At 35.4% G+C, this 14,325-nt stretch carries 12 protein-coding genes; 2 read left to right on the top strand and 10 right to left on the bottom strand.

Going from position 1 to position 14,325, the window contains the following annotated elements:
- Positions 1–91: 91 nt before the first annotated feature.
- The 5 genes from mltF to M947_RS16435 all read right to left on the bottom strand — a co-directional run bounded on the left by mltF (position 92) and on the right by M947_RS16435 (position 6,105).
- Positions 92–1,540, bottom strand: a complete 1,449-nt coding sequence (mltF, locus tag M947_RS16455) for a membrane-bound lytic murein transglycosylase MltF (RefSeq protein WP_021287165.1) — start codon at positions 1,538–1,540, stop codon at positions 92–94.
- Between the two features lie 20 nt (positions 1,541–1,560).
- Positions 1,561–2,835: an ArsS family sensor histidine kinase gene (locus M947_RS16450; RefSeq protein WP_021287164.1), complete on the bottom strand. Its 1,275-nt coding sequence runs from the start codon at positions 2,833–2,835 to the stop codon at positions 1,561–1,563.
- A 91-nt stretch (positions 2,836–2,926) separates the two neighbouring features.
- On the bottom strand, positions 2,927–3,589 hold the full coding sequence (locus M947_RS16445) for a response regulator transcription factor (protein WP_021287163.1): 663 nt from the start codon (positions 3,587–3,589) through the stop codon (positions 2,927–2,929).
- A gap of 153 nt (positions 3,590–3,742) precedes the next feature.
- Positions 3,743–5,881, bottom strand: coding sequence for a ferrous iron transport protein B (gene feoB, locus M947_RS16440; protein ID WP_021287162.1), 2,139 nt, complete (start codon positions 5,879–5,881; stop codon positions 3,743–3,745).
- Entirely contained in the window at positions 5,878–6,105 is a 228-nt protein-coding gene (locus tag M947_RS16435; RefSeq protein ID WP_021287161.1) for a FeoA family protein, read from the bottom strand. Before M947_RS16435 ends, feoB begins: the two co-directional genes overlap by 4 nt.
- Before the next feature lie 167 nt (positions 6,106–6,272).
- Here M947_RS16435 and M947_RS16430 point away from each other — a divergent pair, with 167 nt between their 5' ends.
- On the top strand, positions 6,273–6,830 hold the full coding sequence (locus M947_RS16430; RefSeq protein ID WP_021287160.1) for a CDP-alcohol phosphatidyltransferase family protein: 558 nt from the start codon (positions 6,273–6,275) through the stop codon (positions 6,828–6,830).
- A gap of 693 nt (positions 6,831–7,523) precedes the next feature.
- Here M947_RS16430 and M947_RS16425 read toward each other — a convergent pair.
- Together M947_RS16425 and M947_RS16420 are read right to left on the bottom strand one after the other, a co-directional pair.
- Entirely contained in the window at positions 7,524–7,913 is a 390-nt protein-coding gene (locus tag M947_RS16425; RefSeq protein ID WP_021287159.1) for a DoxX family protein, read from the bottom strand.
- An 8-nt stretch (positions 7,914–7,921) separates the two neighbouring features.
- Complete coding sequence (locus tag M947_RS16420) at positions 7,922–8,113, bottom strand: hypothetical protein (RefSeq protein ID WP_021287158.1); 192 nt, start codon at positions 8,111–8,113, stop codon at positions 7,922–7,924.
- A gap of 44 nt (positions 8,114–8,157) precedes the next feature.
- Between M947_RS16420 and M947_RS16415 the strand changes: the two genes are divergently transcribed.
- Positions 8,158–8,844, top strand: a complete 687-nt coding sequence (locus tag M947_RS16415; RefSeq protein ID WP_021287157.1) for a response regulator transcription factor — start codon at positions 8,158–8,160, stop codon at positions 8,842–8,844.
- 168 nt (positions 8,845–9,012) lie between these two features.
- On the opposite strand, the gene M947_RS16410 is transcribed toward M947_RS16415, so the two are convergent.
- The 3 genes from M947_RS16410 to M947_RS16400 are packed head-to-tail and all read right to left on the bottom strand — an operon-like array spanning position 9,013 to position 14,301.
- Positions 9,013–12,078: an efflux RND transporter permease subunit gene (locus M947_RS16410; RefSeq protein WP_021287156.1), complete on the bottom strand. Its 3,066-nt coding sequence runs from the start codon at positions 12,076–12,078 to the stop codon at positions 9,013–9,015.
- A complete protein-coding gene (locus tag M947_RS16405) occupies positions 12,071–13,129 on the bottom strand; it encodes an efflux RND transporter periplasmic adaptor subunit (RefSeq protein ID WP_021287155.1) in 1,059 nt (352 codons plus the stop codon). Before M947_RS16405 ends, M947_RS16410 begins: the two co-directional genes overlap by 8 nt.
- Positions 13,126–14,301 (bottom strand): TolC family protein, encoded by a 1,176-nt coding sequence (locus M947_RS16400; protein ID WP_021287154.1) that lies wholly within the window; start codon positions 14,299–14,301, stop codon positions 13,126–13,128. The genes M947_RS16405 and M947_RS16400 overlap by 4 nt, the downstream gene beginning before the upstream one ends.
- Positions 14,302–14,325: the final 24 nt, after the last annotated feature.

Raw genomic sequence — 14,325 nt, 5'->3', positions numbered from 1 at the left:
AACAAGTTCCTTTTACTTCGCTAAGGCCGCTGAGGCCACTAAAGCTAAGGTTTTAAAAAAACTCAGAGTGTTCATATAAAAAATGTTCCTTTTACTTCTCCTCATCTATTTTTTGCTCTTTTATTTCTTTAGCTTCTTCATTTATATTTTGTAAAATGTCTCTATAATCATAGATAGAGTCAACATATCTAACGGGTTCACTTCCTCTAGCGTAACCATGTTTTAGAGTTTTGTAGTACTTTTTTTGAGATAAGAGCGGTAAAACCTTTTTCAAGTCACTCCAGATATTTTTATTAAGTCCCATTTTTGTAGCTAAACTTTGTGCGTCTATAATGTGCCCCATGCCTACGTTGTAAGCAGCTAGTGCAAACTTTAAACGGTCCTCTCCCTTTACTTCATCTGGAACATTTTTTAGCATCTGGTTGATATGCCTAGTTCCACCTTTTATACTCTGTTTGGGGTCAAGACGATTTTTTACACCTAAGAGCTTTGCTGTTTTTAGCGTTAACATCATCAAACCTCGAACTCCCGTAAAGCTCTTTGCTTTAGGATTCCAGTGCGACTCTTGATAAGACTGTGCAGCTAGTAGTGTCCAAGGAATACCATACATCTCTCCATACTCTTTAAAATATTTTTTGTATTTAGGAAGTCTTGATTTTACCCGTTTATAAAACATTGTGTTATCGTAGTAGTCAAAGAAAAGCATATAGCTATAGTAGTGATCTTTTAATTGAGCTAATTTACCACTTTGATTAAAGTTGTTAAGCCATGAGTACATATCAGCTTCAAGTTTTTTAGAGTTTGGGGCCAGAACCCATGCCAACTGTTCTCTTCCACTTATGATAAAAGCTGATTCAATCTGTGGCATATACCTTTGATTTAGTGTATATATGTTTGAGTCTGCCACAGTGCAGTCTATCTCATGTGATGCAACCATCTCTAGAAGTTCTTCAGTTGATAACTCAGCATCAAATGAGGCATTTATATCATAACCATCCGCTTGAAGTGAGCGCAAAGTTTCGCTGTAACTTGTTTCTTCTCCAACTTTTATACGAAGCCCTGCTAATTCTTCTACATTTCGTGGAAAATTTCCACCGATAATCATCCCACGATTACAAACAACTTGTTCTTGCACTTCAAAGTATGATGGTCCAAAGTTAAACTTTTCTTCTCTCTCTTTTGTTTTAGCAAGTGATGCTGAAGTTATATGAATATGAGGTAGTCTTGAGAGCCTGATGGCATCTTTGATAGTGTTTGCAGTTGTTATATTTAATGTTACTCCTAGATGCTTGGCATAAGCACTAAGCAAGTCATACTCAAAGCCTTGTGGGCCTTCTACACCTATATAATAGGTTGATGGTGCATTTAGTAAAACAACATTTAATTTTTTAGTTTTTTTAATCTCATCTAAAGTAGATGGCTTTTGTATCCTTTTCCCTGGCTCATAAGCAGAGTGGCTAAGCCAACCAAAAACAAAAAAGCTCAAAGCAAAAGCAACTGTTAGCAAAGCTCTGATGTTTCTATCTAATTTACTCATCATGTTAGTTTACATACAAAAACTTATGCAAATATAAAACGGTTAACACCATTTTCATACTCGTGTGCTAAAACTCTATCATGAACTTTAAGTATTGAGTCGACAAGGTAGAGACCTAAGCCAAAACTATTTTTAGCTGGATTGTCTTTCGTAAAAGGTTCTATGTAGTATTGAAGTGGATGTGCAATACACTCACCCCTACTCTCAAAACACAACTCATCATTTTTCATAACTATTTTTACATGCGAATCTGTTGAATATTTTATCCCATTATCTATCATATTTTTTATGGCTGTAGTGTAGAGTCTATAGTTTGCTCGCAACTTAACTCCTGCATCTACATCTACAGTTACACATTTTCTATCCACCATAGCCATATCTATTGCACCATCTATAATGTCTACAAGCCTATACTCATTAAAATTGCTCTTGTCGCTGATACTAGTTACCTCTTCTATAAGTGCAAAATCCTCAACCAAAGACTCTAGTCTTCCAAAAATAGAGCTAAACCTATCTCTCTCTTTTTGAGTACCAAGCATCTGAGTAGCTATAGTTCCTTTAGCTATGGGTGTCTTTAACTCATGCATAATATTTCTTAAAAAAAGAGTCCTTGCTTCTAGAAGTGTGTTTATCTTCTCTCTTGTGTACTCTAACTCATTAGAAACAAGTGCTATCTCATCACTTCCTGAGGTTTTAAAAGATATGTTCATATCTCCATTTCCAAAAAGTGCTATCTTTCTTCTAAGACGGATAAGTGGCTTTAATCTTTGAAGTATCAAAACAAAAGAGATAGAGATTATCAAAATGATTGTTAAGTAAGAGTAGGCAATAGAGTAGTACGTAAATGGTTTTAAGCCCTCATCCTCAATAAGTACAGAACCTATTGGTCCTTCTATATAAAAGTATATGGTTTTATTTAGCTCAAGCATAGATATTCTAACATCACGAACAATTTTCTGAGTAAAAATGCCCTTTTTGTTGAGCATAACAGCTTCATCAACTCTTTGTAAATTTTTTTGTTTTAGAGTTTTTGCTTTTTTTAAAATTGCTTTTTGCTCATGCTTATCTTTTTCTATAACAAATTTATAGACTGCCAAGTTTGCTTCAAGCATGATTTGTGAAGTCTTTTTTTGAAGATGCTCACGATATATTTGAGTGATTATTTCATGTTTTGTAAAAATATGTTCTATATATTGATTTTTATTTAACTTATAAAACTCCCAAAAAACTGCGCTAACGCTAAAGAGCGTAACAGTTAATGCAAAGAGTACAGTTATTAAAACGGCGTGTTTACGCAATATTGTCTCCCTAGTAAAGAAAGTAAATTTCTTTACTAATTTCTCTCACTGAAGCTTTGCTTATAGCCAAGAGAAAAATTATCATTATTTATTATTTTAAAAGCTTATATCCAACTCCACGAACTGATTCTATAAGAGTTTTATCGCCTAGTTTATTTCTGATTCTGCCAACCATCACATCTATACTTTTGTTTGATGAGTCTTCGTTTATTGCATTTACATTGTGAATAAGGTCTTCTCTTGATACCACAAGCCCTTGTTTTGCTATCATATATGCAAGGATTCCAAACTCTGCGTTTGTAAGGTCTATATTTCTACCTTTATAAGTTATCATCATAGAAGACATATCGCATCTAAAGTCGCTCTTTGATTCCTCTTTTGCTTCTGATTTTGCAGCATATCTTCTTAAAACTGAGTGGATTCTAGCTTCAAGTTCTCTTGGATCATAAGGTTTTGGCAAGTAGTCATCCGCACCGAGTTCTAGTGCTTTTACTTTATCTGTCACATCACTTCTAGCTGATGAGATGATAATTGGGATATCTTGCCTCTCACGAATCGCTTCACAAACCTCAAGTCCATCCATACCAGGAAGAGTAAGATCTAGTATAACTAAGTCATACTTCTCTAACTTTAGTATGCTCACCGCTTTAAATGGATCATCTTCTGTAATAACCTCAAAATCAAACTGCTCAAGATATTCAGTCAATATCTCCGCTAATTCCAAGTCATCTTCAATCATTAATATTTTTTTCATGATGAAATTTTATCCTATTTAAACTAATAGATTATTTTCTTATGTGCTTTTTATAAAAAAGCCATAAATACCTTGTGATTTTCGAAAATAATTTTTCGTAGCTTTAAGGGGTTGCAAGGGACATTTGTCCCTGCCAGTAAAATAAGTATCTCACTAAGAAAACATCAAAGCGATGTTATACGCTACAAATGCTAGCGAATAAGCCGCGATTGAAGTAAAAGTAAAGAGGTAAAAGAAGTACTTTATACCGCCAGCCTCACGAGTAAAGACTATAGATGCCGCCAAGCATGGAAGATATATCATAACAACTACTATAAAAGCAACAGCAGATGCAAAAGATATATTTTTACTAATAGCATTTACTAAGGTGCTACTCTCTTCATCTACTTCATCGCCTAGAGCGTAAAGAACCCCTAGAGTTGAGACCACTACTTCTTTAGCTGCAAGTCCGGTTTGAAGTGCGACGCTCATTTTCCAGTCAAAACCAAGTGGCGTAAAGAGAGGCTCAGAAAACTTTCCAACACTTCCCAAATAACTCTGCTCTAAGTGCAAAACGGCAAACTCATTTCTTAGTTTAGTCTTATTCTCTTGTGTAGATGCAAGCTCAATTTTGGTTGCAAACTCCTCTTCAAGCTCTAGGTTGTGCGGATAGTTGCTCAAAAACCAAATAAGCATAGATGCAGCTGCTATAAAAGTACCCGCTTTTTTTAGATACATCATAGTTTTTGTTAAAACTGTATGCCAAATAAGTTTTACTGATGGAAGTCTATACTTTGGCATCTCCATAACAAAAGGCTCGTCAGCTCCTTTAAACGCAGTTAGTTTTAAAATCTTTGCAGCAATTAGACCAAGAAAAGCACCGCCTATATAGATAGCAAACAAAACATTTCCAGCCATCTCAGCTGAGAAAAAAGCACCTGCAAAAAGAACATAAACAGGAAGTTTAGCCCCACAACTCATAAAACCTATGATAAAAAGAGTTAGTAGTCTATCCCTGTCATTTTTTAGTATTCTAGCACTCATATAAGCGGGGATGGAGCATCCAAAACCAGTGACAAGTGGGATAAAAGACTGCCCATGAAGTCCAAATTTATGAAAAAAGCCATCAAGTAAAAAAGCGACTCTTGACATATAGCCAGTACTCTCTAAGAGCGCAATCCCAATAAAAAGTATAATAATATTTGGGACAAACAAAACAACAGCTCCAACACCAGCAATCACACCATCAACTATAAGTGAGCGGATATCTTCATTTGCAATAGTAGCTCCTATAGTGTCGCCAAGCCAACCAAAAAAGGCTTCTAACCACTCCATTGGGATAGAACCTACTTCAAAAGTAAGCTGAAAAAGTCCCCACATAAGAAAAAGAAATATCGGGATGCCAAAGAGTGGATGAATCAAGATATCATCTATTTTCTGAGTAACGGATTTTTCTTCTTGAGTATGAGCTTGTTTTACAACTTCTGTGATGATACCTTTGTTAAAAGCAGCGTACTCTTCTGCAAAAGCCTCTTTAATATCATCACTATCATGATGCAACTCTATATGTTTTGTAGCCTCAATAAGGATGGGTTGAAGTTCCGTCCAGATTGGCTCATCATGAAGTCTCTCATAAGTTTTTTTATTGTTTTTCAAAAGATTTATAGCTATGTTTCTATATGAATTTGGTGCTTCATACTTATGTTTTTGCAAGTACTCAACTATCTTTACTATCTCTTCTTCAACCGCTTCACTAAAGATAAGCTTTGACTCTTGTCTCTCCTTTGAACCAACTTCTACCACTGCATCTAAAAGCTCCACTATACCCTCTTTTGTAACAGCGGAGACTTTTACACAAGGTATACCAAGAAGCTCAGACATATACTCTGCATCTATCTCTATACCCTCTTTTTTAGCCTCATCACTCATATTTAAGGCAATGACTATATCTTTGTTCATGCTCATAAGCTCAGAGGTAAGTTGTAGGTTTTTCTCTAAGTTTGTAGAGTCCACTACATTTATAATAAGGTCATATCCACCACTAGAGAGATACTTATGGGTAACTCTCTCTTCTATGGAGTAGTCCGTAAAGGCATAAGTTCCAGGTAGATCAACCACCGTAAAATGATAACCTTTATAGTCAAACAAAACCTCGGTCTTATCTACAGTTACACCTGAGAAGTTTCCCACATGAAGATGTGCATTTGATACTGAGTTGATAAGCATGCTTTTTCCAACATTTGGTTGGCCCACAAGCGCTACTTTTATGTGCTTTGCTATGACTGGGCAAGCTTTGTCTTGTGTATCATTCATATTAACTCCACTTCTATAAATTCGGCTTCTTTAGCTCTTAAGGCTAAACTCATCTTGCCAATTTTAATCTTTATGGTAGATTTTGCAGGTGCATATTCCATGACTTGTAAAATCGTATCTTTCATGATGCCAAAAGAGATAAGCCTCTGTTTAAGCTCTTTTGGAGCGTGAAGTTTTACAACTCTTACCTTTTGACTTTTTTGACAATCTTTTAATGTTTTCATCTATGTTCTTAATTTTAATTTTTTTATATTCACAAGGATAGTCTTTTTTAATTTAAAAGCATCTTAATAATGATAAATGTTATCAAAAAAGATTTAATGTACATGATAGTTTGATTAAAAATATTTTTAGAGATATAATCACACCTAAATTTAGCTCAAGGCTCTTTATGAAATTTTTGTACAATCCTCGTTCTCACTTCAACCTTGCAAATCTTTTTACCTTTGTAAATATTACTGCTGGTCTTCTTGCTACTTACTTTATCACTCAAAACAACTTTGTTTTAGCCATCATCTTAGCATGGATTGGCGGTGCTTTTGATATCTTTGATGGCAAGATTGCTAGAAAGTTTAAACTCTCAAATGAGTTTGGGGTTCAACTTGACAGTTTTGCAGACTTTTTAACTTTTGTGCTTGTTCCAGTGTTCTTATTATTTCAAGCTGTATATGCGACTTCGCTCTCAAGTATATCACTTCTCTTTGCCTCAGCTGTAAGCATCTACTATGTTATTAGCGGACTTAGAAGACTTGTTCATTTTAACTTAAATACAGATGCAGGCGAAGTAGATAAGTATTTTACAGGCGTACCAACTCCACTAGGAGCGATTTTACTATGGCTAGCCTATCTAACTCACGCCTATGATATCTTACCAGCTATAGTTGTGGTAGTTCTTATGGTTATTGTAGGTTGGAGCCTAAACTCTACTATAAAAGTTAGACATCCGTAAAGATTTTGTAAAAAATTTATTTGGAATCTAGTAATTTAGTTGATTTAATACTTTCTTCTTACTTTTTGTTCGCAAAAAGTAAACAAAAACTCTTGCAACGGCTTCGAGCCTCACTTTGTGAGGTTCCCAAAATGTTGCAACTGACGCATAAGCTTTTAAGTGTTTGTGTAGTTTGAGAAAGTAAGGTTTAACAACTGCAAAATCACGAACTTATTAGAGGCTGATAAGGCTTTGCATCTACATTTAAGAAGTTTATCCCCAGAACAAGTTTGCGGTTCCATGATTCAAGGCTATCAAAGTAAGTTAGTCTTCTTATCACTTTGGATTTTAGCTTTTTTGCTTACTTTTTTAAAAAAGTAAGATGAAAAATTCATTTGAAGGATAAAGCTAATTTAAAAGTAGAGTATTTTAATAGTAGCCAGAGGGGTAACTAATCTCTCTGTTTTGACTAATGAAAAGAGGGCGTAAACACCATCAACATTAAAAAGACTACTATTGTTTTGTGAGACATAATGAACCTTTAGTCTAAAAGTCCACTCTCACCCTAGCCTTACCAAAAAATTGGCAAAAAAAAAGGCCAAGACTCGTAAGTCTTAGCCTCATCCTTTTAGATACCTGCTAGTTAGGCAGATATAAAAGGTTCATACATCTCAACACAAAAATTATATCAAAGTATAAATAATTTGTCAAAACTTATTTAGAGTTTAGAGCATATCTCCCAGAACCTAGAAAAAAGACACCTAGAGATAAGACAAGATACAAAAATGGAAGTTCCATCGCAGGTGCACCGTGTTTTGTTAGGGCTAAGAAAGCTCCTCCATAAGCTAAAAATATGGCAAATACCATAGTTAAGCCTAAAATAACTGAGGCAACTCTTGCATAAAGCCCTAGAATGATAAAAAGAGGCATTAAAACCTCGCCAACATAGACTCCATACGCCAAAAACTCAGGCAATCCTGCCGTTGTGACTAGGTGCTTAACTCCGCCTATACCATTTCTTATCTTATCTACTCCATGAAAGAGCATCATGATACCAAGGCTTAGCCTAATGATGAGTTTTGCTACATCTATATTTTGAAACATTCTATTCCTTATATATCACTTTTTCTAAATTTACAACTTCCAACGCTTATAACTCTGCCATTTTTGATAGCTTCTTTTACATATAAAAGCGTGCCTTGCGGGTCTGCATCTCCAACCTCTTCTTCTATGATCCGAAGAGTGTCTTTTTCATCTATAGTTGTCCATGTTTTTTCATAATTATATTGTGTTTGTATATTCATAAAGAGTATAATAGCCAAAAATCTATAATCGATAAAGGCAGTTTATGAAAAATATGCTAAAAAACTTCACTATTTTATATGTAGAAGATGATGAAATGGTAAGAGCTGGTGCGGTAGAATATCTTAGTCGCGTTGCAAAAGAGGTTTTAGAAGCAAAAGATGGCAAAGATGCTATCAAGGTTTGGAAGAGACATAAGCCCGATATCATCATCTCTGACATAAGTATGCCGCGCTTAAATGGCATCGATATGGCAAGCTACATAAGGTCTCATGATAAAGATGTTCAAATCATTATAGCAACTGCTCACTCAGACACAGAGTACTTACTAAAAGCAGTAGAACTTCAACTTGTTAAGTACATCATAAAACCCATAACAAAAGAAAAACTCATAGAAGCACTAGAGAAGTCCATAGAACTCATAGAAGATAAAAGTAAATTTAGCCTAGCACTCTCAAAAAATACAAAATACAACGCCTTTGAAAAAGTAATCTATGAAGATGACAAAGAGATAAAACTAACAAAAAATGAAACCCTGTTTTTAGATCTATTAGCACATCATCACACAAGAGTAGTAAAGTATGAAGAGATAGAGAGTGCCATTTGGCCATACGATGGTATGAGTCAAGATGCCGTCCGTTCCCTTGTAAGAGGTCTAAGAAAAAAAGTGCCTCACAACTCTATAGAAAACGTCTCAGGAAGTGGTTATAAACTTCACATCTATAACAAATGAGTCCCGTAAAATAGGCGAGGCTCATCGTGGAGAGTGCCATTGGTTAGCACTCCTAGAAGCCTCACTTTACTAGTTCCAATGCTCTGCGTTAAAACTCATATATATTCTTGAGTGTTGTACATATATAGACTCCCACGCAGAGCATGGGAGCCAGAGAGTTCACTGTTGCTACCCTTTTTTCGCTACAAACTTATGATACAAAATCGGTAAAAGAACTAGCGTTAAAAAGGTTGATGAGACTAAACCGTTTATAATAACTATAGCTAAAGGCTTTTGTATCTCTGAACCTGGACCTGTTGCAAAGAGCATTGGTATAAGAGCTAGAGCTGCAATAGAAGCTGTCATCAAAACTGGTCTAAGTCTTCTAAGAGCTCCTTGAATAACTAACTCCTCTGAATCTCCTACACTTCCTCTTAGTTTGTTAAAATACTCCAGCATCACAACTCCATTTAACACTGCAATACCCATAAGTGCGATAAAACCAACACTAGCTGGCACACTCATATATTCACCCGTATAGTAGAGTCCAAAAACTCCACCAATAAGAGCAAAAGGTATATTTAAGAATATTAAAAATGCTTGCAGGGCTGATTTAAATGTTACAACAAGCAAAATAAAAACAAGAACAATACTAATAGGCACTATGATAGAGAGTCTTTTGGATGCCCTTTGTTGGTTTTTATATTCACCTGCGTACTCTATAAAATAGCCCTGTGGAAGCTCAAGTTTTGCCTCTACTAAAGAGCTAAGTTCATCCACAAAACCAACTAAGTCTCGTCCTACTACATTTGTTTGCACAAGAGACTTTCTCATAGTGTTTTCATGATTAATCTGCACTGGACCTTGTGTCATTTTAAACTCTACTAGCTCGTTTATCTCAACACTCTCCCCACTAGGAAGCACATATTTCAGGTTTTTATTTTCACTCATAGTAGTTTGAAGAGTTTTATCTCCTTTTATCATCAAAGGAATGCGTCTTAAATCTTCTTGAATTATCCCTACTTCAATCCCATCAACACTAGCCTTTAAATAGTTTGAGAGTTCATCTTTGTTTACTCCATGTCTTGCCATGGCCTCCTCTTTAAACTCTAGCTCCCAGTAAGCAACTCCCTCATTTGCTTTCTTGTAAACATCACTACTACCCTCTATTGACTCTGTTATCTTGGCTACTTTTTTTGCCATCTCTTCGAGCATATCTATATCTGAGCCATAGATATTTACAACTATATCCCCACGAGAACCACTTAGCATCTCAGATACTCGCATTGCTATGGGTTGCGTAAAACTGTACTCGATACCCACAAATTCATCTAGCACTCCTCTAAACTCATCAAGCAGCCACTCATTTGATGGCACTCTCCACTCCTCTTTTGGTTTTAAGACTAAAAATGTGTCTGTATCGTTTAAGCCCATAGAGTCAAGTCCTATCTCATCACTTCCACCACGAGCTACAATAGAGAGAATTTCTGGTACATCTCGCATAAGAGCTTTTTGGATTTTTAAGTCAATATCACGACTAGCCTCAAGTGAGATAGATGGATTTTTCTCGATACCGATTATTATATTCCCCTCATCTAGTGTTGGCATAAATGTCTTTCCAACTCCTACATAAGCCATAACTGCAACTATCCATAAAACTCCAACTCCAACAAATACACTCTTTTGATGAAAGAGAGAAAATCTTAAGATTTTCTCATATCTGTTTTCTAAAAAAGTCATCAAAGCTACTTGTTTCTGGGAAGCTTTTTTTAGCACATAAAAGCTTATTACAGGGATAAAAGTAAGTGCAAGTATAAGTGAAGAAGTTAGTGCAAAAACAATGCTAAGAGCCACAGGAACAAAGAGTTTTCCCTCTAAGCCTTCTAATGTTAAAAGAGGTAAGAAAACTATGATGATGATTAAAATTCCCGTAAAAACTGGTGTCGCAACCTCTTTTGCAGAAGCTAAAACCACGTTTAGTTTTGACTCATCTTTGTACTTCTCATCTTGAAGATGCTCTGCGATGTTTTCAACCATCACAACCCCAGCATCTACTAGCATCCCAATAGCAATAGCAAGCCCTCCAAGACTCATAAGATTTGCACTAATACCAAAGTAACTCATAGCTATAAAAGTCATCATAGCGGCAAATGGAAGGATAATGGCAACACTAAAAGCGGAGGCAAAGCTTCCCAAGAAGATATACAAGATTATTATGATAAGTGCCATAGCTTCTAGTAGTGCTTTTGTAACTGTATATATAGCTTTTGAGACCAAGTCTGAACGATCATAAAAGATATTTAAAGTTGTGTCCTTTGGCAAGTCTTTTTCTATCTTTTTAAGTTCTGCATTTACTCTTTTTAAAACTCCTGAAGCATCAGCTCCTTTTCTTGAGAGAATCAAGCCTTGAACAGCTTCCTCTTTACCATCTTTTGTTACAAAGCCACCTCTTGTAAGTGAACCAATCCTTACCTCGGCAATATCAGAGATTCTTACATCTCTTGCATCTTCATTCTTTATAATGAGTCTTGAGATATTCCCAAGATTTTTGAGTCTCCCCTCTGTTCTTATAAAAAGGCTCTGCTCGCCTATAGAGAGTCTTCCAACTCCCTCATTTTTATTATTTTTTCTAACTGCACTCTCGAGCATTTGCATTGTAATTTTATGAAGTTTCATCTTAGCAAAATCAGGAACTATCTCATAAGTTTTGACATATCCGCCCAAAGCATTGATACCTGCAACACCATCAATAGAACGGATTCTTTTGCTTATAACCCAGTCAAGAAGTGTTCTCTTTTGCATAAGGTCTAGCGTCTGGGACTCTATAGTAAACATCAAAACTTCACCAAGTGGTGTAGTAATTGGAGCTAATCCACCTGTGATATTTTGAGGAAGTATATCTTTTACTTCACTAAGCCTTTGTGCCACTTGTTGCCTAGCCCAGTAAATATCGACTCCCTCCTCAAAGTCAATAGTTATATCACAAAGTCCATACTTTGCAAGTGCACGAACTATCGTCTGGTTTGGTATGCTTTGTAGATTTTGCTCTACTGGAATCATCACACGAGATTCCATCTCTGCTGGTGTCATTCCTGAAGATTTTAGTATGATTTTTACCTGAGTTGGTGCTATATCAGGATATGCATCAACTGGTAGTTTTAACATTGAAGATGCACCAAAAAACAAAACTCCAAAAGCTACTAATAGAACTAAAAACCTCTGCGAAAGTGCAAAACTAATGAGTCTTTCACTCATCTGAATGCTCCAAAGCACTTAGAAGTGCAGAAGTAGAACTTGAAGCCAAATCATCATTTTCATTTAATGTTGCTTGTATAGTATATGTTTGTGGATCTTCTTTAAGTACCAAAACACTCAAAGGCTCGTATCCCTTTGATACTTTTTTAAAAACTATAGGCTTGTTTTGCTCATAAACCAAAGCACTCTTCTTAATCACAAAAGCATTATCTACGCTCTTTTTTATCTTTGCAAAATAGACTCTATTTATCATCACACCTGTTGCATCTTCTATGACAGCTCTTAGCTTTACAGACTGAGTCTCCTCATTTGCAATGTTTGAGATGGCTACAATTTTAGCACTCTTTGATTCAAAGTAGCATCTATCTCCAAGAGCTATATTGTTTGCTACAACAAGAGGCACATTTAACTCCAGATATCTCTTTGCGTCTGCGTAGATTTTCATCATAGTTTTGTTTGACCCTACTTTTTGTCCAACATTTACAACTATAGCATCTACTAAACCATCTCTTGGTGCTAAGATATTTATAAACTCTACAAGTGTGTAAGTATCTCTAACTCTCTTTAAAAGAGTCTGATTAAAGCCGCTCATAAGAAGTTGACTCTCGTTTAATTTCACTTTTAACTCGGAGTTTAGTTTCTCTTTTTGTGAGATAAGTAGATTTTTTTGTGAGATGATTCCCTCATCAAACAGCCTCTCATCTCTTTTGTAGTTTTTAAGTATATTTTGCTTCTCTATAAGGGCGTTAATATACTCTTTTTGAAGATTTAAAAGCTCACTACTTCTTAAAGAGATAAGCTTATCTCCTTTTTTTATAGATGAGAGTTTTGTGACGAAAATATCTATCACAACCGAATCAACTGCTAATCCAACAGAGATAATATCTTTTTCATCTAAGCTTACTTTCGCATTATATGCTCCAAACTCTATACTTGTGGTTTTTTTTGGCTTTGTAGTTTTTATGCCAAGTTCACTCTCTTGTTTTTGACTCATTTCTATAGTTGCAAAAAGACTCATAAAGACAAGTGTTAAAAGTGTTAATATTTTCATAATCTCTCCCTCATATCAGCTTTTTTGTAAAGCTCAATTAGCTCATTGTAGTAATCTTTTTTAATCTCTTGGAGTTCTAAGACTATTTTTGTGTACGAGCGCGTTGCATCTAGATATTCTAAGACACTGCTATGCCCCTCTTTTAAAGACTTCTTTGCTAAATCTTTTAGCTCTAAACTCAAAGGCAAGATTTCCTCTTCTAAAACAACAAACTCCTCATAAAGAGCCTTTAGTCTTATGCTTGATGCACTTAGATAGTTTTGTATTTCAATACTTAGTGCGTCTTTTTTTGCCATAAGTGAAGCATCAAGATGCATTAGCTCAGTTCTTTGCATCTGGGCTTTTGAGCTTAAAAAATCAAGAGGAAGACTCAGCCCAAAGGTGTAGCGATCTTTGTCTAGCTCTTTTTCATAAAGCAGCTCATATCCGATGGTGCTAAATGTTGAGTTATACACATTATAAAAAGAGTTTGCAGAGCTTTGCTCATAAGATATCTTCTTTATAAGGGCGTGCTCTTGAACTTCTTTTAGTTCTACCTCTTTTGTAATTCTTATCAAATCATCACACGCCAAATCATTTATTGTGAGATTGTCAACTGATTCGTTAAGACTTGAGAGCTTCGCAAGATAAGCTCTTTTATAAGTTCTTACGCTTTGCTTTGTTTTTGCTAGGTCTAGCTTATTAAAAAGTAGCTCTTTTTTTGAAATCTCTCCAAGTGCGTGGGCTCTTTGTAGTCGCAAATAACCCTCATTTTGTTCCTCATAGAGGCTTTTTAGAGATAAGCTTATCTCTTTTCTTATGCAAGCTTGATGATATATTTTTGCTATATCCAAACTCAACATATCAAGGTTATAAGATGAGCCTAATTCTATAGCTTTTGTCTTTGCATCTACTGCTACACTTTTGTTTGTAAAAGGATGACTTATATCTTGAGAAATGCCAACTGCATACTCTTCTCCCTTATCACTGCTCTCATCAGCATGAGATATACTAAGCCCCAAATATGGCGCATCATAAGCACCTAAAAGCTTTGTTTGAGCTATGCTTGATTTGCTCTGCTCTTTCATTGAAGTTACTCTTTTACTCATCTCTAATGCTTGGATTATTTCGCTCAGGTTTTGTGCAAAAAGAGTTGTAGAAGCAAAGAGAAGTAAACATATTTTTATTTTCATAGTTTGACCTTTTTTAAAATTTTA

It is taken from the genome of Sulfurimonas hongkongensis (genome assembly GCF_000445475.1).
Classification (GTDB): domain Bacteria; phylum Campylobacterota; class Campylobacteria; order Campylobacterales; family Sulfurimonadaceae; genus Sulfurimonas; species Sulfurimonas hongkongensis.
The sequence above is the reverse complement of the archived record's forward strand: the minus strand, read 5'-3'. Positions and strand labels throughout refer to the sequence as shown.

Coding starts and splice junctions, on each gene's coding strand:
- mltF (WP_021287165.1), bottom strand. CDS start 1,540: ATGATGAGTAAATTAGATAGAAACATCAGAGCTTTGCTAACAGTTGCT.
- M947_RS16410 (WP_021287156.1), bottom strand. CDS start 12,078: ATGAGTGAAAGACTCATTAGTTTTGCACTTTCGCAGAGGTTTTTAGTT.
- M947_RS16400 (WP_021287154.1), bottom strand. CDS start 14,301: ATGAAAATAAAAATATGTTTACTTCTCTTTGCTTCTACAACTCTTTTT.
- M947_RS16445 (WP_021287163.1), bottom strand. CDS start 3,589: ATGAAAAAAATATTAATGATTGAAGATGACTTGGAATTAGCGGAGATA.
- M947_RS16415 (WP_021287157.1), top strand. CDS start 8,158: ATGAAAAATATGCTAAAAAACTTCACTATTTTATATGTAGAAGATGAT.
- M947_RS16425 (WP_021287159.1), bottom strand. CDS start 7,913: ATGTTTCAAAATATAGATGTAGCAAAACTCATCATTAGGCTAAGCCTT.
- M947_RS16430 (WP_021287160.1), top strand. CDS start 6,273: ATGAAATTTTTGTACAATCCTCGTTCTCACTTCAACCTTGCAAATCTT.
- M947_RS16405 (WP_021287155.1), bottom strand. CDS start 13,129: ATGAAAATATTAACACTTTTAACACTTGTCTTTATGAGTCTTTTTGCA.
- M947_RS16435 (WP_021287161.1), bottom strand. CDS start 6,105: ATGAAAACATTAAAAGATTGTCAAAAAAGTCAAAAGGTAAGAGTTGTA.
- M947_RS16420 (WP_021287158.1), bottom strand. CDS start 8,113: ATGAATATACAAACACAATATAATTATGAAAAAACATGGACAACTATA.
- feoB (WP_021287162.1), bottom strand. CDS start 5,881: ATGAATGATACACAAGACAAAGCTTGCCCAGTCATAGCAAAGCACATA.